We start from the raw sequence: 25,332 nt of genomic DNA on the forward strand, positions 1-25,332 counted from the left end.
TCTCGCCCAACGGAGTGCTCACCGATGAACGCCGTCACCATCAAGGACGTCGCCGCTCGCGCCGGCGTCTCCGCAGCGACGGCCTCCCGCGTGCTCTCCGGGAACGCCGCGACGTCCGAGGACTCCCGCCGCGCGGTCGAGCAGGCCGCGAAGGACCTCGACTTCCGCCCGAACCTGCAGGCCCGCGCGCTCCGCTCCACCCGCAGCGAAACCATCGGGCTCCTGGTCTCCGACGTCCGGAACCCGTTCTTCGCGGACCTCGCACACACGGTCGAGCAGGCCGCCCTCGCCGAGGGGTACGTCACGCTGCTCGGCAACGCGAACGAGCGCGCCGACCAGCAGAACCGGTACCTCGACACGCTCATCGCCCGCCGGGTGGACGGGGTGATCGTCGCTCCCCAGGGCGACGACACCGGCACGGTGCAGCAGCTCGTCGACCGCGAGGTCCCCACCGTCTTCGTCGACCGCGTCATCCCGGGCATCGACGTCCCGAGCGTCACCACCGACAGCAGCACCGGCATCCGGCAGACGGTCGAGCACCTCGCCGCCCTCGGCCACACCCGCATCGGGTACATCGCCGGTCCGCAGAGCGTCTCCACCGGTCGGGAGCGGTTCGACGCCTACCGTGAGGCCGTCGCCGCGGCCGGTCTCAGCGAGGACCCCGAGCTCGTCGTGTTCGGCGACTTCCAGGCCGCATCCGGGTCCGCGGGCGTCACGACGCTGCTCGCCCTCGACGACCCGCCCACCGCGATCTTCGCCGCCGACAGCCTGATGGCCGTCGGCGCGATCGGGATCCTCGGTCGCCTCGGGATGCGCGTCGGCGAGGACATCGCCCTCGTCGCCTTCGACGACATCGAGTGGTTCTCGCTGCTCGACCCCGCACTGTCCGTCGTCGCGCACAGCGTCGAGGACATGGGCCGCGTCGCGGTCGACCTGCTCCGTGACGTCATCGCCGGTGGCACCCCGCGGTCGGTGCGCCTGCCGAGCGAGCTCATCGTCCGCGCCTCCTCGGCCACCCCCATCCGTTCCCGACGACGGGCCGCACCGCCGCGCCCCGCCGACCAGCAGCACCCGGAGCACTGACATGCCGCAGCACCCCCTCCTCACCCTCGACCGGGTGAGCAAGTCGTTCGGCCCCGTCCAGGTCATCACCGACGTCACCGTCGACGTCCACGCCGGGAAGGTCCAGGTCCTCCTGGGCGAGAACGGCGCCGGCAAGTCGACCCTCATCAAGATGATGTCGGGCATCCACCAGCCCGACGGCGGACGCATCCTCGTCGACGGAGCCGAGGTGAGCCTCCCGACCGTCTCGGCCGCGGAGCGGCTCGGCATCGCGACGATCCACCAGGAGCTCAACCTGGTCGGCTCCCTCAGCGTCGCCGAGAACGTCATGATGGGTCGGATCCCGACGCGGTTCGGGATGGTCGACCGGAGGGCGCTACGCCGTCAGGCGCGGGAGGCACTCGCGACGATCGGTCTCGACGTCGACGTCGACACCCCGGTCGGCCGACTCGGGATCGCCCGCCAGCAGCTCGTCGAGATCGCCAAGGCGCTCAGCGTCGACGCGCGGATCCTCATCCTCGACGAACCCACCGCGGCACTGACGCGACACGAGACGGAGGCGCTGTTCCGGGTGGTCGCGGACCTCCGGGCCCGGGGCGTCGGCATGCTCTTCATCAGCCACCACCTCGACGAGATCGCCGAGATCGGGGACACGGTGGCCGTGCTCCGCGACGGCCACTTCGTGGCCGAGGTGCCGGCGTCGACCCCGGAGGACGAACTCGTCCGGCTCATGGTCGGCCGCAGCATCGAGGAGCAGTACCCGACCGGCGAGGCCGTCGTCGACCGAGCGGACGCCGTGCTGCGGGTCGAGCACCTCACCGCCACCGGACGCTTCAGCGACGTGTCCTTCGACGTGCACGCGGGTGAGATCCTCGGCATCTCGGGGCTCGTCGGCGCCGGACGCACCGAGCTCGTCCGCGCGATCGCCGGCGCCGACGGGTACGACAGCGGCACCGTCACGGTCCGCGGTCGGAAGCTCGCGAAGGGCAGCGTCGCGGGGGCGATCCGCGCAGGCATCGGCCACGTGCCCGAGGACCGCAAGGCGCAGGGCCTCGTGCTCGGCGCGTCGGTGAACGACAACCTCGGCTACGCGACCCTCGCATCGAGCGCCCGCGGCGGCCTCGTCGACTTCGCCGGGCAGAAGCAGCGCGCCGAACAGGTCGCGGCACGCTTGCGCATCCGGATGCACGACATCGACCAGCCCATCGGGTCGCTCTCCGGCGGCAACCAGCAGAAGGCCGTGTTCGGGCGGTGGATCCTCGCCGGCTCGAGCGTGCTCCTGCTCGACGAACCCACCCGTGGAGTCGACGTCGGCGCGAAGGTCGAGATCTACGAGCTCGTCAACGCCATCACCGCGGCCGGCGGCGCCGTCGTCATGGTGTCGAGCGAACTGCCCGAGGTCCTCGGCATGAGCGACCGCATCCTCGTCATGCGCGACGGCCGCATCGCCGGCGAACTCGACGGCGCCGACGCCACCGAGGACGCCGTCATGACCCTCGCCGCCCGCGACGTCGCCGAGCCCGAGAACGGGCAGGCCGACGCGGCCTGACCCGCACCGCCTCCGCCTCGCCTCGCCTCCGCACGGCCCGTCGGCCGTCCCTCCCCTTCCCCGCGTACAGCGCAGTACCCACCAGAAAGCACCCCTCGCATGTCATCGACCACCGTGCAGCGATCCTCGCGGTCCTCCTCGTTCACGACGTTCCTCGCGAACAACGGCGCCCTCGTCGGCCTCGTCGTGCTCTGCATCGCGCTCTTCATCGCGACGCCCGACTTCCTCACCGGCCGCAACCTGCTCAACATCGGCATCCAGGTGTCGACGGTCGCGGTGCTCGCGTTCGGCGTCACGTTCGTCATCGTCGCCGGCGGGATCGACCTGTCCGTCGGCTCGGTCGCCGCCCTGTCCGCCATGGTCTCCGGATGGTTCTTCGCCAGTGCCGGGCTGCCCGGCTGGATCGCCCTGGTCGGCGGGCTCGTCGCGGGACTCGCCACCGGCGTCGTGAACGGCCTGGCGAGCGCCTACGGCAAGCTGCCGTCCTTCATCGCGACGCTCGCCATGCTCAGCGTCGCCCGCGGCCTGACCCTGGTGCTCTCCGACGGCAAGCCGGTCCCGACCTCCCCGCAGGTGTCGTTCCTCGGCAGTGACATCGGCCCGGTGCCGGTGCCGATCATCGTCCTGGTGCTCGCCGCCCTCGTCGCGTCGTTCATCCTCAACCGCACCGTCATCGGCCGCAGCATGTACGCCGTCGGCGGCAACGCCGAAGCCGCACGCCTGTCGGGCCTGCCGGTCAAGCGCATCGTCGTCGTCGTGTTCGGGCTCTCCGGTCTGTTCGCCGCGCTGGCCGGCCTGCTGCTCGCCGGCCGTCTCGACTCCGCCCAGCCCCAGGCGGCCAGCGGGTACGAGCTCGACGCGATCGCCTCGGTCGTCATCGGCGGTGCCTCGCTCGCCGGTGGTGTCGGCCGCATCTCCGGCACCTTCATCGGCGCGCTCGTCCTCGTCGTGATCCGCAACGGACTCAACCTGCTCAACGTCAGCTCCTTCTGGCAGCAGGTCGTCATCGGCCTCGTCATCGCGGTCGCGGTCGGGTTCGACGTCCTCCGTCGCAAGACGCGCAGCAGCTGACCCTCCTTCCTCCCCTCCTCCCCCACACCACCAGCACAAAGGAACCAACGATGAAGTTCTCCTCCTTCCAGAAGGTCGCCACCGTCGGCGTCGTCGCCGGCCTGGTCGTCCTCGGCACCGCCGGGTGCAACCGCACGAGCAGCACCGGGGCGTCGGGCGGCGGCGACACGAAGGTCACGCTCGCCCTCTCCACGCTCAACAACCCGTTCTTCGTCGAGGTCCGCGACGGCGCCGAGGCCGAGGCCAAGAAGCAGGGCGTCACGCTCGACGTCGTCGACGCGCAGAACGACTCCGCGCAGCAGGCGAACCAGCTGCAGACCGCCTCGAGCGGCAGCACCGACGCCGTCATCGTCAACCCGGTCGACTCCGACGCCGCCGGCCCGAGCGTGACCGCGCTGAACAAGGCCGACATCCCCGTCATCGCCGTCGACCGCACCGTCAACGGCGCCGACGTCGACTCCTTCATCGCGAGCGACAACGTCGCCGGTGGCAAGCAGGCCGCCGACGACCTGGCCAAGGCCATCGGCGAGAAGGGCGAGATCCTCGTCCTGCAGGGCCAGGCGGGCACCTCGGCCAGCCGTGACCGCGGCAAGGGCTTCGCCGAGGGCATCGCGGCGTACCCGGACATCACGGTCGTCGGCAAGCAGACCGCGAACTTCGACCGCGCCACCGCGCTCGACGTCACCACGAACCTGCTGCAGGCGCACCCGGACGTCGTCGGCGTCTTCGCCGAGAACGACGAGATGGCCCTCGGCGCCATCAAGGCCCTCGGGTCGAAGGCCGGCACCAGCGTCAAGGTCGCCGGGTTCGACGGCGAGGCCGACGGTCTCTCCGCCATCGAGGACGGCACGCTCAGCAGCACCGTCGCGCAGCAGCCCGCGAAGCTCGGCGCCCTCGCGGTCGACCAGGCGATCAAGGCCGCCTCGGGCAAGGCGAAGAAGACCGTCCAGGTGCCGGTCGTCTCGGTGACCAAGAGCAACGTCGGCGACTTCACCAAGTGAGCCGCGCCACCGGAACCGTGGTCGTCGTGGGTTCGCTCAACGTCGACCAGGTCGTGACCGTCGAGCGACACCCGTCGCCCGGCGAGACCGTCGTCGCGACCTCCATGACCCTGCTGCCCGGCGGCAAGGGCGCCAACCAGGCCGTGGCGGCCGCCCGTCGGGGTGCCGCCACGACCATGGTGGGGAGCGTCGGACGCGACGGGTCGGCGGAGGTCGCCACGAGCCTCCTGGCCGACAGCGGCGTCGACGTCACCCACGTCCGCGCCGTCGACCTGCCCACCGGGCTGGCGACCGTCACCGTCGACCGGAGCGGCGAGAACACCATCGTCGTCGTCCCGGGCGCCAACGGCGCGACCGGCCGGGAGGCCCTCCTCGCCTCCGCCACGGTCGTCGCGTCGGCCGCGGTCGTCGTCCTGCAGGGCGAGATCCCGGCGGACGGCATCGCCGCCGCCGCGGGACTCGCCACCGGGCGGGTGCTGCTCAACCTGGCACCCGTCGTGCCGGTCGACCCGGCGGTCGTCCTGACCGCCGACCCGCTCGTCGTCAACGAGCACGAGGCAGCGCTCGTCCTCGCGCAGCTCGACCCCGGTGCCGTGGTGCCGACGGACGAGCCCGCGCTCGTCGACGCGCTGCGGGCGCTCGGTGTGCGGAGCGTCGTGGTGACGCTCGGCGCACGCGGGGCCCTCGTCGCCGAGGGGTCGGCGGAGATCGTCGCGGTCCCCTCCCCCCGGGTGACGGCGGTCGACTCGTCGGGTGCGGGTGACGCGTTCGTCGGAGCGCTCGCGGCCGGCCTCGCCGCGGGGGACGGCCTGCTCGACGCCGCGCGGCAGGCGGTCCGGGTCGGGGCGTTCGCCGTGCAGGGCGCCGGGACGCAGCCCTCGTACCCGCGGCTGGACGACGTGCTGCCGTCGGTCGACGCGGCGGGGAGCCCGTCGTGAAGAAGGGCGGCATCCTCAACGCCGAGTTGAACGCGGGCCTCAGTCGGCTCGGGCACGGGGACCTGGTCGTCGTCGCGGACTGCGGGCTGCCGATCCCGCCCGGGGTGCCGGTCGTGGACCTCGCGCTCGTGCACGGGGTGCCGCGGTTCGTCGACGTGCTCGACGCGCTGCTCGGCGACGCGGTGTTCCAGGAGTGCATCGCGGCGACCGAGGCGACCGGGACCGCGGCGGCGGGGTGGCTCGACGAGCGCTTCCCGGCACGACGCACGGTGTCCCACGAGGACCTGAAGACCATGTCGGCGGACGCCCGGTTGTTCGTCCGGACCGGTGAGGCGACGGCGTTCGCCAACGCGGTCCTCGTCTGCGGGGTGCCGTTCTGACGGTCGCGCGGTCCTGACGGTCGCGCGGTCCTGACGGTCGCGCGGTCCTGACGGTCGCGCGGTCCTGACGGTCGCGCGGTCCTGCGCGACCACGTCGGGCACGACCGGTGGGACGGGCACGACCGGTCTCCGTGGTTCCACGGATCCGGCAGCGGCGGCGGCGGGGCTACTGTTGCGGAACCGGCCGGGGGGACGCCGGTCTCTCCGGAGCCAGCAGATCGCAGAGGGAAGCGCCGAGCAACGATGAACCTGCAGTCGCTGCTGTTCCGTCGGTCGCTCGTCCGGTGGCGCTTCCTGGTGCCCCTCGTCCTCGTGCTCGCCGCCCTGACCGCGGTACCGCTCCTGCTCGCCGGCACCGCCGACACCGCAACCGCCGCGGGCTCCGCCGCCTTCGTGCAGGACCGACCCGCACGGGCAGGCGCGATCCGCGTCCAGGAGGACCTCGACCGGACGAGCACCACGCAGGCACGCGCCGTGACGACGGCGATCACGCGCCACTTCCCGGACGGCCTGGTCGACGTCACCTGGGCGGCGCACACGTCGACGGACCTCCCGGACGGCCGTGCCCTCGACGTCGCAGCGGTCCCCGACCTCCCCCGCGTGGCACGGCTCACCGCCGGCACGTGGGACGGCACGGCCACCGGTGCGGACGTCGCGGGGACGCTCCAGCAGGACGCCGCCCGTCGGCTCGGGGTGTCCGTCGGCAGCACGGTCACGGTCGGCGACCCCGGTGACCCGGTGGTCGTCCGCGTGGTCGGGACCTGGCGGGCCGACGACCCGGGCGCGGCCCGGTGGTTCGGTGCCGCGGACGTCGGCTCCGGTCGGGACGGCGCCGAGGTCGGTCCCCTGGTCGTGGCGGCGCACGACCTCGACGTCGTGCCCGGGCCGGCGACCGCCACGTGGACCGTCTCCCCGTCGGGAGCACGGCTCACCCCGGCGGACGTCGGGGCGGTCCGCCAGGGCATCGCCGCGGTCCGGACGGCGTCGTCCGGCGGGAGCTCCGTGCTGGCGGGCGCCGACCTCGCCGGGACGCTCGACACCACGCTCGTCGACCTGCAGGCCGCGGACCGGACCGCCGCGGCCGTCGTCGACGTGGCACTGACGGTGGTGGCCGTGGTCGGCACACTGACCGTCGCCCTGCTCGCCACCCTCGTCGCACGGTCCCGCGCGGACGAGGACCGGCTGCTGACCGCACGTGGCGCGTCCACCGCGCAACGGCTCTGGTGGGCGGTGGCCGAGGGGCTCGGTGTGGGCGTCCTCGGAGCGGTGACCGGGGTCGCGGTGCGGGTCGTGTCGGGCGTCGTCACGGTCGACGGCCCGGGCCCCGCGCAGGTCGCCCGGGTGCTCGTCGTCGCCGCCGCGGTCGTGTCGGTCGCCGTGGTGTCGAGCGGCGGAGCGGCCGTCCGCGCCGGGCGGCGCGACCGGACCGGCCGGACCGACCGGTGGGCCGCCGCCCCGGCGGTCCTCCTCACCGCCGGCGCGGGCTTCGCGGTCTGGCGGCTCTCGTCCGGCGGGGCGCCCGTGCGGGTCACCGACGGTGGCGTCGTCCTCGACCCGGTCGCGTCGGCCGCGCCCGTCGCCGTCGTGCTCGCCTGCGCGACGGTGGCCGTCCTGCTGGTCCTCGTCGCCTCCCGGGTCGCGGCGCGCGCCGTCCGCCGCACGGGCCGGCTGCTCCCCGCGCTGACGGTGCGCCGGCTGGCACGGGGGTGGTCCGCGGTCTCCCCCGTCGTGGTGACCGTCGTGGTCGCCGTGTCCACGGGCGGGTTCGCCGCCGGGTTCGCCGCGACGAGCACCGCGGCCGAGCAGGCCACCGCGACGAGCGTCGTGGGCCCACCGGTGCGCGTCCTCGCCGACGGGGACGCCGTCGTCTCCGGGGACACCCCCGACCAGGACCTCGACGACCGACCGGCCGGCGCGACCACGGTGACCCCGGTGCTGACCGACAGCGTCCGGACCGGCGGCACCGACGTCCCCCTCGTCGCTGTCCCGCGGAGCGCCGTCGCCCTCGCCGTCCCGTCCCTCGACGCCCGCACCGCTGCGGCCCTCCGGCGCGACCGCGCCGGCGTCCCGGTGCCGCGTGGCGCATCCCGCGTCGCGGTCGACGTCCGCAGTGCCGTGCCGACGCTGGCCGGTGCCGCCCGTCCCGACGCCGCGGGGTCCCTCCGCTTCACCCTGTGGGTCGGTGACGGGGACGGTGTCGTCCGGTCGCTCGCGCTGGCCGGTGCCGACGGCGGACGTGTGCCGACGGGGACCGGTGCGACGCTGTCCACGACCCTCCCGCCTGGTGCACACCGCTGGCGCGCCCTGGCGGTCGTGCCGGACCTGACCTTCTCCACCCGGCCGACCGACGCCGACCCGGGGTACGGCACCGCCCGCCTGCGCGTCGCGGTCGACGCGGCCCTGCGCGGCGTGGACGGCGCCACCGGCAACGCCGTGGTCGAGGACCTGGCCGACGCACCGGCGCTCCGGTTCGGTGCGCCGCCCGCCGCCGGACGACTCCCGGTCGTCGTGAGCGCTGCGACGGCGGGCGTGCTCGGGGCGCACGTCGGGACCGGTCTGGACCTCGCCCTCGCCTCGACGAGCGCGACCGTGCGGGCGCGGGTCGTCGCCGTCGTGCCCCGCGTCGCCGGCACGGCCGCACGGGCGGGGATCGTCGCCGACCTGCCGTCCCTGACCGACGCGTCGGTGCTCGGTGGCGGCGCCGTCCGCGGGACACCCGGCACCGCTCCCCGCGTCGACGAGACCTGGATCACGAGCTCCGACGTCGCAGCCACGACCGCGGCCGTCGAACGGTCGCTCCCGACGTCGGGCAGCGTCGTCGCGGCCTCCGCGGCCTCGGCGGTGGGCGTGGTCGACGCGGCACGCGCGGTCCTGGCGGGCGTCGCGGCACTCGCCGCGGTGCTGGCGGCGCTCGTGGTCGTGGCGGTGGCCGTCGTGACCAGCCGGACCGCACCGACCACGGTCCTCCGGTCCCTCGGGGTGCGACCGCGCCCGGCCGCGACGGCACGTGCGGCGGAGGTCGCCGTACCCGCCCTCGCGGCGCTCCTGCTCGGTCTCGTCGGTGCGGTGGCCGTGGTCGCGGCGACCGCCGGGCCGTTCGCCCTCGGCGCGGTACCGACGTCGCTCGGACTCGTGGACGTGGTCCCGTCGGCCGCCGTCGGTGACGTGCTCCTGGTACCGGCCGCGCTGGCCGTCGTGACGGCGGTGACCGCCGCCGTCGCCGCGTCGGCCGTCCGACGACGGGTGGCGCGCACGACCGACGGCGTGGACCGGTGACGGCCGCCGTCTGGAGGACCGTGGTGCGCATCCTCCGCGTCCACCGTCAGCCGCTGCTCGCCATCGCGGTCGTGACGCTCGTCGGGGCCTTCGTGGCGGGGACCGCCCTGCCCGTGCTCGACGCCCTCGCGGGTGCCGGCACCCGGGCCGACCTGCACCGAGCCACGGACCGCGAGCGGGACCTCGAGGCGACGTTCACCGTCGTCCCGCCGGACGGGCTCGGCGGCGACCCGCAGCAGGCGTTCGACGGCGTCGCCGGGGACCTGGCCGCGGTGCACGACCGCATGCCGGTCGGTCTGCGAGCAGCGACGGGACGCGGAGCCTGGGTGGCGACGACCCCGTTCGCCGCGCTCGAGGCGGTGCCGTCGAGGGTCCCGGCGTCCGTGGCGCTCGCCTCCGACCCCGACGCCCTGCAGCGGGTGCGGTTCGTGCACGGCCGTGCCCCGTCCCCGACGACGGACAGCAGCACCATCGAGGTGACCGTCTCGGAACGCGTCGCCGCGGCCATCGGGTGGCGCGTCGGTGAGGCACGGGTCGCGAAGGGGCCGTCCGGCAGGACCACGCTGGAGCTGACCGGCATCTACGCGGCCCGGGACCCGCACGATCCGGCGTGGGGGCACACGCCGACGACGCTCCGGCCGTCGGCGACCGGGACGAGCGACGGCGGGACGGGGTACGCGGGCACCGCGTACACGGCACCCGGTTCGTTCGCCGCGGTGGTCGGCAGCGGCCGGGTCACGCTCGGTCGCGCCTGGTTCCCCCTCGAGCAGGCGGCGGTCACCGCGGCGTCGCGGCCCGGGCTCGTCGCCGACACCCGACGGTTCCTGTCCACCCGGCACCCGCTCCCGGTGACCGCTGCCGGCAGCACGGTCTTCACCACCGACCTGCCGGAGGTGCTGGACGCCTCCGTCGCCCGGGACGCCACGCTCCGGACTCTCGCCGCAGCGCTCGGCTCCGGGCCCGCCGGCGCCGTCGTCGCACTCCAGTTCCTGCTCGCTGCCCTGCTCCTCCGACGCGCCCGACCGCAGCTCCTGCTCCTCGGGGCCCGAGGTGCGCGACCCGCGACGGTCCGGGCGATCGCCACGGCGCTCGTCCTCCCGGCCGCGGTGCCGGGTGCGGTCGCGGGCGGCGCGCTGGCCGCCATCGTGTCGGCGGCACTCCCCGGCGAGGTACCGGGCGGGCCGACGACGAGCGTCGTGGCCGCGGTGCTCGCAGCCCTCGTCTCCTGCGCGGCCGTCGCGGTCGGCTCCCCCGTCGCCCGCCTGCGGGCACCGTCGTCACGGCTGCGGTGGACCGGCGCCGGCGTGGTCGTCGCGGTGACCGTCGCCTCCGTGGCCGTCACGCTGCGCGGTGGGCTCGACACGGCGGCCCCCGGCGGGGCGGTCGACCCCGTGGCCGCCGTCCTCCCCGTGGCGCTGGCGAGCTGCGGGGCGCTGCTCGCCGTCCGGGTGCTGCCGGTGGTGACGCGCGCGGTCACCGAGCGCGGTCGCCGCGGACGTGGGCTCGGTGTGTTCCTCGGCGGGGCTGCGGCGTCCCGGTCGGGTCCGGGGCGCGCGGTGCCGCTCGCGGTCGCCGTGATCGGGCTGGTCGTGGCGCTGTTCGCGACGGTGGTCGGCAGCACGCTCGAGCACGGCGTGTCCGACGCGGCCCGTCGATCGGTTGCCGCGGACGTCTCGGTCGCCGCTCCTGGGTTGGACGTCGACGACGTCCGGCGCATCCGCGCGGTCCACGGCGTCGGCGACGCCGTCGGTGTCGCGACGACCGACGAGGTCACCTTCGACACCGCCCACGGCAGTGTCTCCGCGGTCGTGCTCGTCGCCGACACCGCCGCGCTCCGCCGGGTGCAGGCCGGTGTCCCCGGTGCCCTGCCGGCCCAGGAGGCCCGTCACCGGTCCGCCGGTCGCGCCGTGCCCGTCGTCGTGTCGCGGTCCCTCCTCGACGCCACGGGTCGGTCCTCCGAGGTGCTGTCCACCCCGACCCGTGTGGTCGCCGTCGGGTCCGACGTCGTCCCGTTCACCGGCGCGCGACGGTGGGTGCTCGTGGACGACCGCGACGCGGACGCCGTCACGGACACCGGCAGCGTCGACCGGGTGCTGGTACGCGTGACCGACGGCGCCGACACGTCGGCCGTGGCCACCGCGCTCCGGCGGGCCGCCCCGGGTGCGCGGGTCACCGTCGCGTCGGACGTCGAGCGCGCCCTCCGCGCCGACCCGCGGATCCCCGGCGCCCGTGCCGTCGCCGCCGTCGCTGCCGGACTGGGCGGGCTGTTCGGTGTCGGGGCGCTCCTGGTCGACGCGGTCCTCACCGCACCGGCACGACGACGACGCTCCGCGCTCCTCGACGTGCTCGGCCTGGGACGCCGCCGGGCCGGACGCGTCACGGCGGTGGAGAGCCTGCCGACGGTGGTCGCGGTCCCGGTGACGTCCGCCCTCGTCGCGGCCGCGGTGGTCGCCCTGACGCTGCCGGCGGCCGACCTCCGGTCCTTCACGGGTGGCTCGGTCCGGCCGGCGGTGGCCGTCGACCCGGGGCTGCTCGCGGTCGTCCTCGCGGTCACGGTGGTGTCCCTGGCCGGCGTCCTCGCCGTCACGGTGCGCCTGTCGCTGCCGGGCCGCACCGGTCCTCCCGGCGCGGCCCGGTCGACGACGACCACGCCCAGGCCCACGCCGAGGTCGGGAGCCACGACCGGGGCCACGACCGGGTCCACGTCCGACGATCCGCCGGGTGCTCCGCGCACCAGGAACAGGGAGAACCGATGAGCACGACCACCAGCAGCGTCGGCACCGACACCGCCGACGTCGTCTGCCGCGACCTGGTCCGCATCTTCCGGACGCGCGACGTCGAGGTACAGGCCCTCCAGGGGCTCAACCTCGTCGTGCGCCCCGGCGAGATGGTCGCCGTCGTCGGGGCCTCGGGCAGCGGCAAGTCCACCCTGCTGACGATCCTCTCCGGGTTGGACGCGCCGTCGGCCGGCCAGGCGGTGGTCGCCGGCGTCGACGTCGGGACGCTCACGGCGCGGAGCCGGACCGCGTTCCACCGCAGGAGCGTCGGCTTCGTGTGGCAGCAGACGGCACGCAACCTCATCGCCTACCTCACCGTCCGGCAGAACGTCGCGGCGGTGCTCACGGTCGCGGGTGTCCGTGGTCGCCCGCGGCGCGAACGGACCGAGGAGGTCCTCGACCTCGTCGGGATGCGTGCGCACGGCGACCGGCTGCCCGGGGAGCTGCCGGGCGGCCTGCAGCAGCTCGCCGCCGTGGCCGTCGCCCTCGCGAACCGCCCCCGGGTGCTCCTCGCGGACGAACCGACGGGTGCGCTCGACCAGGAGACCGCGACCGCCGTGCTGTCGGCGATGCGCGCCGTGAACGAACACGAGGGGGTCACCGTGCTCATCGTCACCCACGACCAGGACGTGGCCGAGCAGGTCCGCCGGACGGTCCGGATCCGGGACGGCCGCACGTCGACCGAGACCATCCGCGACGACGCGGGCCGCGCCTCCGGGGAGGAGTTCGCCGTGATCGACGACGCCGGGCGTCTCCAGTTGCCCGAGTCGTTCCAGGCCGCGCTGGGCCTGCGCGACCTGGTCCGGCTGACGCTCGAGGACGACCACGTCGCCGTCCACCGGGGCGACGCCGGGACGACGGGAGGCGCACGGTGACCGGGCCGACGGCGACGGGGCCGGCGACCACCGGACCGGGGACGAGCGTGCCGGTGCTGCGCGCGGTCGGTCTCGGACGGGACCACGAGACCGCGGCGGGCACCGTCCGTGCGCTGGACACCGTGGACCTCACCGTCGACCGCGGCGAGCTCGTGGTCGTCCGCGGGGCGTCGGGGTCCGGCAAGACGACCCTGCTCCGGCTGCTCGGTGGGCTCGACGTCCCGACCCGGGGCACCGTCCTCGTCGACGGCGTCCCGTCCGCCGAGCGCGACCAGGACGATCAACGAGCGCTCCGACGCGACCGCATCGCGTTCGTCTTCCAGGACTTCGCCCTGCTCGCGGTCCTCACGGCGGCGGAGAACGTCGAGGTGCCACTCCGGATCCGTCGAGCCTCGGCCCGGCGACGGGACGCCGCGGTCGCCGAGGCGCTCGAGCAGGTCGGCCTGACCGGGCACGGGGCGCAGTTCCCCGACGAGCTCTCCGGTGGTCAGCAGCAGCGGGTCGCGATCGCCCGTGCCGTCGTGGGAGGTCCGGACGTGCTGCTCGCGGACGAGCCGACCGCGCAGTTGGACAGCGCGACGGCCGCCGGGATCGTCGAGCTGCTGGCCGACCTGGTCCGGCGCACGGGGCTCGCGGTGGTCGTCACGACCTCGGACGACGCCTTCGTGGACCGCGCGACGCGGGTGGTGGACCTCCGGCGCTGAGTGCCCGGGTGTCCGGGTGCGGAGCGCTCGGACACCGGGTGCCGTCGTCAGGGGTGCCGCGTGCTGCGGTGCCGTCGCCGGTCGGACCCGACGAGCCGGAGCGCGGACGTCCCCAGGGCGACGAGCAGGGCGTCGACGGCCGTCACGTGCTCCGCGACGGCGCGCAGGCGCGGCCCGGTCGTCGCGTCGAGCGCGACGGCCCGGACGGCCGCACCCACGTCGTCCGCGGACACCGCGACGACGCCGGCGCCGACCGAGGCGACGGCGCTGCCGATGCCGGCCTGCGCGGGACGGGCCGGCAGGACGACGAGCGGGACGCGCGCCCGGAGGGCGACGAGCACCGTGTGCACGTCACCGGCCAGGACGGCGACGTCCACGTCGTCGAGCAGCTCGGTCAGGGGCACCGCGACGGCGAACGCGAGGTTCGGCGACGGGGCGGTCCGGGGTCCGTCAGACCGACCGGTGAGCTGCACCACGGTGTTCGCCTCGGTCGAGCCGATCGAGGTCAGGACGGCGTCGACCTCGTCCGAGGGACGTCCGGGGAGCGCGACGAGGACGTTCCACCGGTAGTCCGAGCCGTCCGTCGGCCGCTTCCCGCCGTGGCCCGCCCGGACGGGCGTCACGGGGCGAGCTCGGTGAGCGGGACCGCTACGGTCGGGCGGTACCGACGGAAGACGGCGTCCGGGAAGTGCGGGCCGACCAGCACCTCGGCGCCGTCGCCGACCCGTTCGGTGATGGCCCTGCGGGTGGCGACGGCGCCGGCCGGGTCGTGGTCCCCCACCCACACGAGGTCCGGGTGCAGGACCTCGGCCGGGCAGTGCAGGGCGTCGCCGACGACGAGTGCCCGCCCGCTGCTCCCCCGGACGGCGAACGCGACGTGACCGGGTGTGTGCCCGGCGGTGGCGACGGCGACGACCCCGTCGACCGGCTCGCAGCCGTCGGTCAGGGCACGACGTCGGGTCGCGATGAGCGCGAGCTCGTGGGGGCGCGGGCCGACCGCATCGGCACCGTCGCCATCTGCCCAGGCCTCCCACTCGTCGTCGCTCACCCAGTACTCCGCGTTCGGGAAGGTGGGGGCGGTGCCGGCGCTCTCGTCGCCGATCCACCCGACGTGGTCGGCGTGCAGGTGGGTGAGCAGCACGGCGTCGACGTCCTCGGGGCGGACGCCGAGCGCACGCAGGTTCTCGAGGAGCATGCCGCCGCGCATGAACGCGTCGCGGTCCGCCCCGGGCCGGACGAGCGGGATCGTCCGGTCACCGATGCCGGTGTCGATGAGGACCCGTCGGTCGTGCGTGGTGACGAGGATCGCGCCGACGCTGAGCACGAGCATGCCGTCGTCGTCGAGCACGTCGAGCCCGTCGGTGAGGACGTCCTCGTGGCCGTGCGGGTAGGCGATGCCGGGTTCGGCGCGGAACTCCCCGTCCGGGACGTAGGTGAGGGTGATCCCACCGAGGTCGAGCTGCGTGGTGGGTGCGGGCGATGCGGTCACGAGGACTCCTTCTGACTCGGGTTCGAGGGCCCCACCCCACCAAAGGACCGTGGTGTTCGTCGTCCGCGTTCCCACGGAGACGTGGCGCGTCCGCAGCGTCGCCGTCGTAGGCTCCGGCAATGTCCTTCACCGTCGTGCACACCGCCGATGTCCCCGCCAGTGGTGCCGAGCACCCGGCGTCGAGTCCGTGGGACCGGCGTCTCAACGGTGCCCTCGGCATCACGCGGTTCGGGCTCTACGAGGTCGACCTCCCGGCCGGTGCCACCACGGTGCCGCACGACCACCGGGAGGACCACGCCGAGGACGCCTACGTCGTGGTCCGGGGGTCGGGCTGGCTCGTGGTGGACGGCACCGAGACGGCGCTCTCGGTGGGCGACGCCGCCGCGGTGACGGAGCAGCCGGAACGCTGGTTCCGTGCCGGCGAGGACGGGTGCACGCTCGTCGCGGTCTGCGCCTGATCGAGGTCGTCCGGGGGTCTCCCCGGGGTGGGTGTCCCCGCGGTGGGACGCCCGGGTTGGGCAGGGCGACTAGGCGCCGTGGACGGCGCCGACGACGAAGTGGACGAGGAACGCCGTCGCGAACAGGGCGATCCAGAAGCCACCGACGACGATGCCGGTGATCGCGAGACCGCGGCCGCGTTCGCCGGTCCGGCTGATCTGCACGAGTGCGACGACCGAGACGACCAGGCCGACGACGTTGGCGACGAGGGCCAGCACGAAGCCGACGATCGAGAGGGTGTTGAGGCGGTCGGTGGGGACGGCGGCGGTGGCGTGCGGTTCGAGGGTGGACATGGGATCTCCTTCGGGTGTGTGGTCGGGCGGCGTCCTGCGTCGTCCGTGGGACAAGGCTGCGCTCGTGGCCGGTCGCGTTCGACCTCCCTGCGGAGGAGCGACGTCACTCGCCAGGATGATCGTTCCGGAGCGGTACTTCCGAGCGCGACGAGGGCCCGAGGGCGGTGCGTGCCGCCATGCCGTGCGCACGCACCACCGTTCGGGTGCTGGAGCGTGCGCGGTCAGCCGATCGCGGCCAGCAGGACCGTCGGGTCGCCCTCCATCCACAGGCAGTCCATGGTGAAGCGCGCCACCCGGAGGCCGCTCGGCGTGGGACGGACGAGGAAGGTCCAGGTGTTGCCCATCAGTGCGTGCCGGGTCGCGGTGACGTCGGGGCCCTGCCCGGGCAGGTGGTGCTGCGCGAGGGCGTAGGACTCGACGAGGTAGCCGTCGCCGAGTCCGCGGGCGGTGGTGTTGCTCACGGCGTGCATCGTGTCGAGCGGCCCGACGGCGCCGATCATGGTCGGGATGACGGTCTCGCGGCCCTGCAGCACCGGGAACTCGAGCCCGATCTTCGAGGTCGCGGGGGTCATGTCGACCACGACGTCGTCGGTGAGGAGCCCCTCGAGCACGGCGGCGTCGGCGGTGTCGAGCGCCCGCGCCCAGCGGAGCGGGAGGCGGCCGAGCTCCCACTCGGTCTCGATCGGCAGGGCGGTGGTGATGTCGGTGGTGGTGGACACGGTGGTGCTCCTTCGTGCGGTGGGTCGATGGGTCGGTGGATCGGTGTGGGTCAGGTGGTCAGGACTCGACGAGCGGCTGCTGCGCACGGAAGACGTCGCCGGGGTCGACGGCTGCCTTCACCCGCTGCAGTCGGCTGAGGTCCGCCGGGGTGAACGACAGCTCGGGGTGCCCGTCGTCGGGCGCGAAGTTGAGGTACCGCGTCCCGGTGCCCCACGGCTGCATGCCCTCGACGAGTGCCCGGGCCCGCGCGATCCCGTCGGCGTCGTCATCCGGCATGCCGATGGAGACGGCCCAGAGGACGTACGCGGCGGACCCGGCGACGATCGCTCCCGCTCCCGGTCGCGTGGTGTCGAAGGCACCACCGAGGTGCCGGAGTTCGACGATGTGCGGTGCGACCTCGTTCGACGGACCGACGAAGTCCAGGAGTGCCTGCTGCGCGGCGGGGTCGAGGCCGGCGAGCATCGCCGTCTCCTCGGAGAACGGGGCCGGATCGACGGGATCCTCGTGGACGCGCTCGAAGTCCTCCGAGCGCGTCTCCTCGACCGTGTCGACGAGCACCGGAGCGGCGGCCCGGAGCGGCGCGAGCAGCGCCTCTGCCCCGGCGGCGTCCCCGAGGTACGCCACGCGCACGTGCAGGACGGGACGGCCCGCGAGCAGCGGCGGCACCCCGGGCACCGCCGGCAGGCGGAGGAACGCCAGCGACAGGGTGAGGTCGTCGGGAGCCGTCTCGGTCACTGCCGCGAACGCCGCCAGGACCGCGGCCGCGTGCTCCCCGTCGTGGAACAGACCGCCGCCGACGAAGCGCTCGACGGGGAAGAGCTCGATCTCCATCGAGGTGACGATGCCCAGGTTGCTCCGGCCGCCGCGCAGCGCCCAGAACAGGTCGACGTGCTCGTCGGCGCTCGCCCGGAGCAGTTCCCCGGCCGCCGTGACCACCTCGAGCGCGACGACGTGGTCCGATCCCCACCCGTACTTCCGGCCGAGGACCGGGCTGAGTCCGCCGCCGAGCGTGAAGCCGACGGCGCCCACCTGCCCGGAGGATCCGTGGACGGGACTGAGGTGGTGCTCGACGGTGCGGGGCACGACGTCGTTCCACCGGGCGCCGGCACCGATGACGGCTCGACGGGCGGCGGCGTCGACGTGCACGTCGTCCATCGCGGCCGTCGTGACGAGCAGGCCGCCGTGCAGGGGGCGCATCGCGTGGTGGCCGGTCGCCATCACGGCGACCGGCAGGTCGTGCGCGGTGGCGAAGGTGACCGCCTCGACGACGTCGCTCGCGCTGTGAGCGGCGACGACGACGTCCGGGTGGCGCTGACCGGCCAGGTTGTAGCCGGCGCAGGCAGCCGCGTAGCCGGCGTCCTCGGCGGTGAGGGCGTCGCCGTCCAGGGTGGCGGCGAGTTCGGCGACGTCCTCGCGGAACGCGGCGCGGACGCCGTGCTCGACGGTGTCGTCGTGGGTCGTACGGGACATCTCGGTCCTCCATCAGGGTGGGGCCCCGGGCGGGGCGGGCAGTGGGGTGGACGGGCGGGTGGTCCGGGTCCGGGTCGGGTGGTCCGGGCGGGGTGGTCCGGTCCTGGACCCCGGGGACGATCACACCGGCAGCAGGTCGACGACGCGTCGACGACCGGTCGACACCCGGTCGACGGGTGCGACGGGTGCGACAGGCGCGACGGGTGCGACAGGCGCGACAGGTGCGACGGGTGCGACGGGACCCGCTCGCGGCTCAGCCGCCGAGCGGCTCGACGGGCTGCACGAGCTGCGTCGTCCAGGTCCGTTCGTCCGTCCCGCGGGGGTGTTGGAACGACGTGTACGGCCGTCGACTCGCCACGACGTCGACGCCCAGCAGGAATCCGCGCAACCGACCCCAGGCCTGGTCGGTCTGGTCCCCGGACACCAGGAGCGTCGCTGCCTCGTGCCGGGGTCGCAGGACCACGCGCACGGTGTCCGTCGGCCGCACGGGGTCGTGCACCACGACGCCCACCTCGACTCCGACACCGCTGTCGTCCACGGCGACGACCGACATCGAGGCGCTGCCGACGGCGGTGACTTCTTGCGCCGCGAGCTCCGCGAGCAGGTCCCGCAGCAGCTCGTCCGTCCGTCGGCGGGTCGCGGAGGGCCGGAAGCCGAGGGTCCGACCCGACGTGACCGCGACGGTCACGGCAGCCATCGACACGAGTTCGGGCGCCCGGGCCTCGTCGAGCATCGCCTCGACGCTCACACGCGCTCCCGCGTGGCCGAGACGACGAGGTCCTCGATCTCGGTGAGCGCGGCCTCGACGGGTGGCAGCTCGCGGATGCGTGCGGCGACGACCCGGGCGGACCGTCCGAGGTCGCCGTCCTCGAGCACGCGACGCAGTCCCGCGCCCACCGCCTCCGGACCGTCGACGGTGACCGCGGCGCCGGCGGCCTCGGCCCGGGCAGCGTTCACGGCGTGGTCGGCACCGAGGGGCATCACGACCGCCGGGACCCCGGCGGCGAGCGCGCCGAGGACGGTGCCGGCACCGCCGACGGTCACGACCGCGTCGACCTCCGCGAGCAGTTCGGCGAGCGGCCGGAACGGGACGTTGCGGATCCGGACCGCCGAGTCGTGCCGGGTCGGCTCGGCCCGCACGCCGTTGACCGCGGTGGTCACGAGGTCGACCTGGAGGCCCGCCTCCTCGATCGACGCCAGCACGCGGTCCAGGAGCGGCTGGCTCGTGAAGACCGTGCCCATCGTGACGAGTGCACGCGGTCGGACGGACCCGGGCCCGCTGGCGGACGCCGGTGACACGGCCCTGCGGCGGCGGTCCGCCGGGCTCGCCGCGCCGTCGCGCCCGACGGCGTCGTGCGCCGCCGGCCGGATCGGGATCCGACGGCCCTCGCGGACCGTGCCCGGGGCCTCGAGGAACGCCGGGTAGACGTCGATCCAGGCGGCCACGGGCGGGAGCACGACGCCGCGGTCGGCAGCGGTCCGGGCGGACACGGCAGCCATCGCGGTCCGGACCGCCTCCGGGCGTTCGGGCCCGAAGGAGTGACGGAGGAACGGCACGTCCAGCGCCGCCGCGACGTACGGACCGACGTGGTCCAGGCTCTCGCTGACGACGAGGTGCGGACGCCAGGCCCGGGCGGCTCGGATCGCGTCGTCGACGGTCGCGGTGACCCGGCGTCCGGCGAAGTACTCGGCGATGACGTCGGGTCGCGGCGCGGTCGCGGGACTGGTGCCGGTCTCCCGCTGCATGTCGGCCATCGCCTCGAGGGTGGGCGGGCCGGCGGCGAGCACCTCGACGTCGGGGCTGCCCTCGGCCAGGACGAAGGGTGCCGCGTCGGCGCCGGTGACGACGGCGACGCCGTGCCCCGCTGCCAGGGCGGCGCGCACGAGCGGGATCATCGGGACGATGTGTCCCGGGAGCGGGTTGGCGGTGAAGGCGATGCGCATGCTGGACCTCGGTCGGACGTGGGACGGACGGGGAGGGGTCGTCGTGACGGTGCTCACGGCGTGGCGCTCACGACGAGGGCGGCGCTGAGGAGCAGCCCGTACGCCAGCGAGGCGAACGAGGACCGCTGGAGCGCGCTGACGAGCCGCGACGCGTCGGCCGGTCGGGAACCGACGGCGACGGCGGGCAGTGCCAGGACGAGCGCGAGCGCCGCGGCCAGGGTCAGTGGGGCGTCGACGACGAAGACCACCAGGACGAGGAACGGCAGGAGCATGAAGACCGCGTAGAGCACACGTGCGGCCCGCTCCCCCACGACGACCGCGAGGGTCCGCTTGTCGGCGAGCCGGTCCACCTCGAGGTCACGGATGTTGTTGACCATGAGGACGCCGCAGGCGAACAGTCCCGCGGCGGTGCCCGCGGCCCAACCCTGCCCGGTGACGCGGCCGAGCTGTGCGACCTGCGTGCCGAGGACGGCGACGAGTCCGAAGAACAGGAACACCGAGACCTCGCCGAGTGCCCGGTAGCCGTACGGCCGCTCGCCACCCGTGTAGTACCAGGCGGCGATGATCGTGACGGCGCCGACGACGAGCATCCACCAGAGTCCCGTGAGCAGCACGATCACCAGCCCGGCGACCGCGGCGAGCGCGAAGAACGCCACCGCGACGCCGAGCACCGCCCGTGGGGTCGCGGTCCCGGCACCGGTCAGGCGCGCGGGTCCACGGCGGAAGCGGTCGGTCCCGCGGACGCCGTCGGAGTAGTCGTTGCTGTAGTTGACACCGATCTGCAGGGACAGGGCGACGGCGAGACAGAGAACGGCGACGAGCACGTGGTGGTCACGGGAGGCCCAGGCCGCGCCGCCACCGTCGGTGCCGGCGATCGCGACGCCGGTCCCGAGTGCCACCGGGACGACGCTGAGGGGGAGGGTGCGGGGCCGCGCGCCGCCGACCCACTGGCGGGGCGACGGACGAGGGACCTGGACGAGTTCGACTCCGGACATGGAGCAAGGGTCTCCGCGCCGCGCGTCGGAGGTCATCCGTGCAACCACGGACTGCCCGGCGGCCGGGGTGGAGCAGGTCCGCGTCCTCGTCGTGCCGTCCGACCGACCGGCGGGTCCACGGTCCGGGGACGACGGTCCGGACGGATCCCGGTGGTTCCCCCGATGCGCAGTGCAGCGCCGTGGCGGGACGATCGAGCGACGTCGTCGCGCACGCCCAGGGTGCGCACGCTCAGGAGGCACCCCCATGGACACACCAGCGATCCCCACCCTGCGGTTCACGGTGCTCGGACCGGTCACGGCCGTCTCCGAGGACACCGAGCTCGACGTCGGGTCGCCCCAGCAGCGGGCCGTCCTCGCGATGCTGCTCCTGGCGGACGGTCACCCCGTCGACGTCGACACGGTCGTCGACCGTATCTGGGGCAGCACCCCTCCGCGCAGCGCCGCCGGCGTCCTGCGCACCTACGTCTACCGGCTGCGTCGGGTCCTCGCACCGGTCGCCGAGGCCACCGGTCTGCGCATCGGTTCCGACGGTGGCGCCTACCGCCTCGTCCGCGGTCGGTCCGACCTCGACCTCGCCGCCGTGGAGGCCGCCCGGCGCCGCGCCCACGACCTCGACCGTGCCGGCGACCCGTCCGGGGCAGTCGAGCACCTCGCCGCCGCCGAGGACCGGTGGAACGGGAACGCACTCGGTGGTCTGCACGGTCCGTGGGCCGACGCCGAGCGCTCCCGGCTCGGCGAGCTCCACGACGAGGTCGCCCTCGAACGCGCCGCACTCGAATTCCGGCTCGGCCGCGCCGCGGACGCCCTGCCCGGTCTCCGCCGGGTGGCAGCAGCACGCCCGCTCGACGAACGGGTCGCGGTGCTCCTGCTCGAGTCGCTCCTCGACACCGGGCTCCGCACCGAGGCCCTCGCCACATACGACCGCTTCCGCCGGCAGCTCGCCGACCAGCTCGGCGTGTCGCCGGGCGCCGCGCTCCAGCGCACGCACCAGCAGCTCCTGCGGGACGACGTCCCGGGACACCCCACCGGACGGGAGGCTCCCCCCGCGTCCGGCACCGAGCCTCCCGTCCGCACCAGCGCGCCGCCCGCCGGCGCGGCGACGCCCGCGCAGCTGCCGCCGGACCTGCCGGAGTTCGTCGGCCGGGGCGACGAGCTCGCCCGGGTCGAGGAGGCCGTCGCCACGGGCGCGACCGGGGTCGTCATCGGGTTCACCGGTCTCGGCGGCATGGGCAAGACCGCGCTCGCGGTCCACGCCGCGCACCGGGTGCGTGCGGCGTTCCCGGGCGGCCAGTTCGCCGTCGACCTCCGCGCGGCCGGCGGACACCCGCTGACCGCAGCCGAGGCGCTGCTGTCCCTGCTGCAGAGCGCCGGCGTGCCGCGGGCGGCGATCCCGGACGGTCTGGACGACCGGTGCGCCGCGTGGCGGTCCGTCGTCGCCGACCGACGTGTGCTGCTCGTGCTCGACGACGCGGCGAGCGCCGCCCAGGTGCGTCCGCTCGTCCCGACCGGGCCCGGCTCCCTGACCCTCGTGACGTCCGTCCGGCGGTTCGTCGACCTGGCGGGGATCCGGTGGAGCACACTGCTCCCGCTCGCCCCCCACGAGTCCTTCGAGCTGATGGGCCGACTCGTCGGGCACGACCGTCTCGCCGCGGAACCCGGTCCCACCGCCCGGTTGGCGAGCGCGTGCTCCCACCAGCCCCTCGCGGTGCGGGTCGCGGCTGCACGCCTCGCCGACCGGCCGTCGTGGTCCGTCGCGCAGATCGAGCAGCAGCTGTACGACGACCTCGACCAGCCGGTCGTGATGCACGCCGACTGCCGCATCGTGGACGCACCGTTCCGCCGTGCGTCGGCGTCCCTGCTCGAGGAGCAGCGTGACGCGTTCCACCGGCTGGCACACCTGCCGGACCGGCCCTTCACCACCGAGGAGGCCGCGTGGGCGCTCCGTCGGGACGTCGGCAGCACGCGGGCGCTCCTGGAGGACCTCGTCGACGCGCACCTGCTCGTCGACGAGGGTGGGCAGCGCTACGGGTTCTTCGCGTTGGTGCGGGCGTTCGCGCGGCGGCAGCCGGTCCGGGCGCGGGCGGCCTGATCGACGAGGGGGCGGCGGCGGGTGGGCTGCGGCCGGTCGGCGTGCTCGGCCGTCGTCGCCGTCGTCGTCGGGTAGGAGGCGCGGATGGGCGCCGGCGCTCGGGTCACGCGGCGCGTGCGGGTCCCGCGGCGCGTGCGGGTCACCCGGGCCCGCGGCGCCCGCGCTCAGGTCTCGTCGAGCAGGAGCGGCTCCGGCCCGACCCGGCGGACCTCGACGAGGACCCACCACACGAGGGCGCGGGAGGCTGCCCAGGACACTGCCGCACCGACACCGACCACCAGGCCCGGGCCGAGCCACCGCCGGGTCACGCCGTCCCTCCTCGGCGGGGGCCGGTGCTGACCGCGCGGTCTTCCCGGGCGGCGAGCGGCGCGGCCTGGGCGAGGACGGAGGCGGGTGCCGGCGCGGGCGCGGGCGTCGACCAGCGCACGAGGGTGTCGACCTGGCGGAAGCCGAGCGACCGGTACAGCGGGAGCCCCTCCGTCGAGCTGACCAGGAACGCCGCGGTCGCTCCCCCGGCGAAGCCGTCCCGGACGACGCGCTCCGACACCGCACGACCGAAGCCCCGGCCGCGACGATCGGGGACCACGGCGATGTTGTGCACGCCGACCGCGTCGCCCGCCACGACACCGAGGCCTGAGCCGACCACGCGCCCGGCCGAGCGGACGAGGTACCCCGTCACGAGCGGGTCGTCGAGGAGGTCGCCGCCGAACACCGTGCCGAACGCGGCCGCGGCCATCCCGAAGCCGTCGGCGACCGCGCCGGTGTAGTCGGCCCATGCCCGGGCGGTCACGGTCTCGACGGACGGCTCCCCGGCATCGTGGCCACCGGCGGGACCGGCGGGACGGAACGAGGCCGGCAGGCAGACCAGGAACGGGTCCTCGTCCCGCTCGGTGAGCCCGTGGGCGGCCGCGACCCGTTCGACGGCGTGCAGCCGGGCGGCGTCGCGCGTCGTGGACCCGCCGCGCTGCACCGTGACCGACCAGGGACGGCCGCCGGCTGCGGCGATCCCGGCAGCCCGGTCGAGGTCGCGCGCCGACCACGCTGCCCCGGTCACCGTGACCGCGTTGAACGCCCCCACGTCGATGCCGGAGTCCGCGAACGCGAGCGACCCCGCGCGGAAGACCCGTCCGTGCGGGCTGCCGGCCGTCAGGTGTTCGAGGCCGCGCACGTGGTGCCGGAGCAGGGCTGCGGTGGATCGAGTGGTCATGGCGCGATGCTGCCGTCGTCGGGCGGACCGCGCATCCGTGGCACCACCGGTGCGGACCGCGCGCACCGGCGGACCCGGTTCGGTGATCGCCACGATGTCGGCGGGCGCTCCGCGGACCAGCATGTGCACTCCGTGTCCGCGCCCGACCCCTGGAGCACCATGCCGTCGATCCCACTGTCCGTCCCCGACGTCCTCGCCGTCGAGCGCGCCGAGAGCACCTACTTCCGCCGTTTCCTCGACCACGCTGCTCCGGAGGACCGAGCGCGCCTCGGCATCCGCACGGCTGCGGTCCGGGACGGTGTGGCCACGGTCGTCACCGCCGACCCCTCCCGCTACTGGACGAAGGCGATGGGGTTCGGCCCGGACGCGCCCGTCGACGACGCCCTGGTCGCCGACGTCGTCGCGTTCTCGCGGGCCGCCGGCGCTGCCCAGGGCACGCTGGCGATCGCCCCGCTCGCACTTCCGGTGGACTGGTCCGCGATCTGCGAGCACCACGCACTCGTCGCCGCCTCGACGTGGTCGAAGTACGCCTGCTCGGTGACCGAGGTCGTGCCGGGACGGACCGACCTCCCGGTCCGACCGCTCACCGTCGACGACGTCCCGGGATGGGCACGGATCATCCGGGAGGCCTTCGGCATGACCGACCCCGACCTCACGCCGATGCTCCGCGGCGCGGTCGAGGACCCGGTCGCGCAGGTGTTCGGAGCCTTCGACGGTGACCTGCTCGTCGGCGCCGGCGCGCTCTACGTCGTCGACGGGGTCGGCTCGCTCAACACCGGGGGCACCCTCCCGACGCACCGTCGTCGCGGGGTGCAGTCCGCCCTGCTCGCCGCGCGCGCGGCCGCCGCAGCCGACTCGGGCTGCCGACTGCTGACGGCCGAGACCGGTGGCTCCGACGACGACCCGTCCGCGCGCAACCTGGTCCGCGCCGGGTTCGTCCGCGCGTACCACCGGGTGAACTGGACCTGGACGGCGTGAACGAGCGACGGGGCGG

Annotated in this window: 23 protein-coding genes; 13 read left to right on the forward strand and 10 right to left on the reverse strand. The window is 75.0% G+C overall.

The window, feature by feature from the left end; genetic code table 11:
- Positions 1-24: 24 nt before the first annotated feature.
- From KM842_RS07405 to KM842_RS07450, 10 genes are all read left to right on the forward strand, one after another.
- On the forward strand, positions 25-1,083 hold the full coding sequence (locus KM842_RS07405; RefSeq protein WP_216261806.1) for a LacI family DNA-binding transcriptional regulator: 1,059 nt from the start codon (positions 25-27) through the stop codon (positions 1,081-1,083).
- A 1-nt stretch (position 1,084) separates the two neighbouring features.
- Entirely contained in the window at positions 1,085-2,611 is a 1,527-nt protein-coding gene (locus KM842_RS07410) for a sugar ABC transporter ATP-binding protein (protein ID WP_216261807.1), read from the forward strand.
- Between the two features lie 99 nt (positions 2,612-2,710).
- On the forward strand, positions 2,711-3,682 hold the full coding sequence (locus KM842_RS07415; protein WP_216261808.1) for an ABC transporter permease: 972 nt from the start codon (positions 2,711-2,713) through the stop codon (positions 3,680-3,682).
- Between the two features lie 50 nt (positions 3,683-3,732).
- Positions 3,733-4,683 carry a substrate-binding domain-containing protein gene (locus tag KM842_RS07420; protein ID WP_216261809.1) on the forward strand — a complete coding sequence of 317 codons (951 nt, stop codon included), beginning with the start codon at positions 3,733-3,735 and terminating at the stop codon, positions 4,681-4,683.
- Between the two features lie 26 nt (positions 4,684-4,709).
- The gene (locus tag KM842_RS07425) at positions 4,710-5,621 is read left to right on the forward strand and encodes a ribokinase (protein WP_253206305.1); all 912 of its coding nucleotides are present in this window, start codon (positions 4,710-4,712) and stop codon (positions 5,619-5,621) included.
- Positions 5,618-6,001, forward strand: a complete 384-nt coding sequence (gene rbsD, locus KM842_RS07430) for a D-ribose pyranase (RefSeq protein WP_216261811.1) — start codon at positions 5,618-5,620, stop codon at positions 5,999-6,001. The genes KM842_RS07425 and rbsD overlap by 4 nt, the downstream gene beginning before the upstream one ends.
- Before the next feature lie 243 nt (positions 6,002-6,244).
- Complete coding sequence (locus KM842_RS07435) at positions 6,245-9,277, forward strand: thioesterase domain-containing protein (RefSeq protein ID WP_216261812.1); 3,033 nt, start codon at positions 6,245-6,247, stop codon at positions 9,275-9,277.
- Positions 9,278-9,300: 23 nt separating this feature from the next.
- A complete protein-coding gene (locus KM842_RS07440; protein ID WP_216261813.1) occupies positions 9,301-12,033 on the forward strand; it encodes a thioesterase domain-containing protein in 2,733 nt (910 codons plus the stop codon).
- Complete coding sequence (locus tag KM842_RS07445) at positions 12,030-12,929, forward strand: ABC transporter ATP-binding protein (protein WP_216261814.1); 900 nt, start codon at positions 12,030-12,032, stop codon at positions 12,927-12,929. Before KM842_RS07440 ends, KM842_RS07445 begins: the two co-directional genes overlap by 4 nt.
- Positions 12,926-13,633, forward strand: coding sequence for an ABC transporter ATP-binding protein (locus tag KM842_RS07450; protein WP_253206306.1), 708 nt, complete (start codon positions 12,926-12,928; stop codon positions 13,631-13,633). Before KM842_RS07445 ends, KM842_RS07450 begins: the two co-directional genes overlap by 4 nt.
- Positions 13,634-13,680: 47 nt before the next feature.
- Here KM842_RS07450 and KM842_RS07455 read toward each other — a convergent pair whose 3' ends face one another.
- Complete coding sequence (locus KM842_RS07455) at positions 13,681-14,256, reverse strand: glycosyltransferase (protein ID WP_216261815.1); 576 nt, start codon at positions 14,254-14,256, stop codon at positions 13,681-13,683.
- Positions 14,253-15,122 carry an MBL fold metallo-hydrolase gene (locus tag KM842_RS07460; RefSeq protein ID WP_216261816.1) on the reverse strand — a complete coding sequence of 290 codons (870 nt, stop codon included), beginning with the start codon at positions 15,120-15,122 and terminating at the stop codon, positions 14,253-14,255. The genes KM842_RS07455 and KM842_RS07460 overlap by 4 nt, the downstream gene beginning before the upstream one ends.
- A gap of 119 nt (positions 15,123-15,241) precedes the next feature.
- On the opposite strand from KM842_RS07460, the gene KM842_RS07465 reads away from it, so the two are divergent.
- Positions 15,242-15,580: a cupin domain-containing protein gene (locus KM842_RS07465; RefSeq protein ID WP_216261817.1), complete on the forward strand. Its 339-nt coding sequence runs from the start codon at positions 15,242-15,244 to the stop codon at positions 15,578-15,580.
- Between the two features lie 69 nt (positions 15,581-15,649).
- Here KM842_RS07465 and KM842_RS07470 read toward each other — a convergent pair whose 3' ends face one another.
- The 6 genes from KM842_RS07470 to KM842_RS07495 form a co-directional block, all read right to left on the reverse strand.
- The gene (locus KM842_RS07470; RefSeq protein ID WP_216261818.1) at positions 15,650-15,913 is read right to left on the reverse strand and encodes a DUF4190 domain-containing protein; all 264 of its coding nucleotides are present in this window, start codon (positions 15,911-15,913) and stop codon (positions 15,650-15,652) included.
- A gap of 221 nt (positions 15,914-16,134) precedes the next feature.
- Positions 16,135-16,632, reverse strand: coding sequence for a nuclear transport factor 2 family protein (locus KM842_RS07475; protein WP_216261819.1), 498 nt, complete (start codon positions 16,630-16,632; stop codon positions 16,135-16,137).
- Between the two features lie 58 nt (positions 16,633-16,690).
- Positions 16,691-18,103, reverse strand: a complete 1,413-nt coding sequence (locus tag KM842_RS07480; RefSeq protein WP_216261820.1) for an FAD-binding oxidoreductase — start codon at positions 18,101-18,103, stop codon at positions 16,691-16,693.
- A gap of 253 nt (positions 18,104-18,356) precedes the next feature.
- Positions 18,357-18,851 carry a hypothetical protein gene (locus tag KM842_RS07485; RefSeq protein ID WP_216261821.1) on the reverse strand — a complete coding sequence of 165 codons (495 nt, stop codon included), beginning with the start codon at positions 18,849-18,851 and terminating at the stop codon, positions 18,357-18,359.
- On the reverse strand, positions 18,848-20,047 hold the full coding sequence (locus KM842_RS07490; protein ID WP_216261822.1) for a glycosyltransferase: 1,200 nt from the start codon (positions 20,045-20,047) through the stop codon (positions 18,848-18,850). Before KM842_RS07490 ends, KM842_RS07485 begins: the two co-directional genes overlap by 4 nt.
- Positions 20,048-20,100: 53 nt before the next feature.
- On the reverse strand, positions 20,101-21,042 hold the full coding sequence (locus tag KM842_RS07495) for a 1,4-dihydroxy-2-naphthoate polyprenyltransferase (RefSeq protein WP_253206308.1): 942 nt from the start codon (positions 21,040-21,042) through the stop codon (positions 20,101-20,103).
- A gap of 244 nt (positions 21,043-21,286) precedes the next feature.
- Between KM842_RS07495 and KM842_RS07500 the strand changes: the two genes are divergently transcribed.
- Positions 21,287-23,131 carry an AfsR/SARP family transcriptional regulator gene (locus KM842_RS07500; RefSeq protein ID WP_216261824.1) on the forward strand — a complete coding sequence of 615 codons (1,845 nt, stop codon included), beginning with the start codon at positions 21,287-21,289 and terminating at the stop codon, positions 23,129-23,131.
- 164 nt (positions 23,132-23,295) lie between these two features.
- Here the strand turns inward: KM842_RS07500 and KM842_RS07505 are convergent, their stop codons facing one another.
- Positions 23,296-23,439, reverse strand: coding sequence for a hypothetical protein (locus KM842_RS07505; RefSeq protein WP_216261825.1), 144 nt, complete (start codon positions 23,437-23,439; stop codon positions 23,296-23,298).
- Entirely contained in the window at positions 23,436-24,338 is a 903-nt protein-coding gene (locus KM842_RS07510) for a GNAT family N-acetyltransferase (RefSeq protein WP_216261826.1), read from the reverse strand. Before KM842_RS07510 ends, KM842_RS07505 begins: the two co-directional genes overlap by 4 nt.
- Before the next feature lie 132 nt (positions 24,339-24,470).
- Here KM842_RS07510 and KM842_RS07515 point away from each other — a divergent pair, with 132 nt between their 5' ends.
- Complete coding sequence (locus KM842_RS07515) at positions 24,471-25,316, forward strand: GNAT family N-acetyltransferase (protein ID WP_216261827.1); 846 nt, start codon at positions 24,471-24,473, stop codon at positions 25,314-25,316.
- Positions 25,317-25,332: the final 16 nt, after the last annotated feature.

The organism is Curtobacterium sp. L6-1 (genome assembly GCF_018885305.1).
Taxonomy (GTDB): Bacteria; Actinomycetota; Actinomycetes; order Actinomycetales; family Microbacteriaceae; genus Curtobacterium; species Curtobacterium aetherium.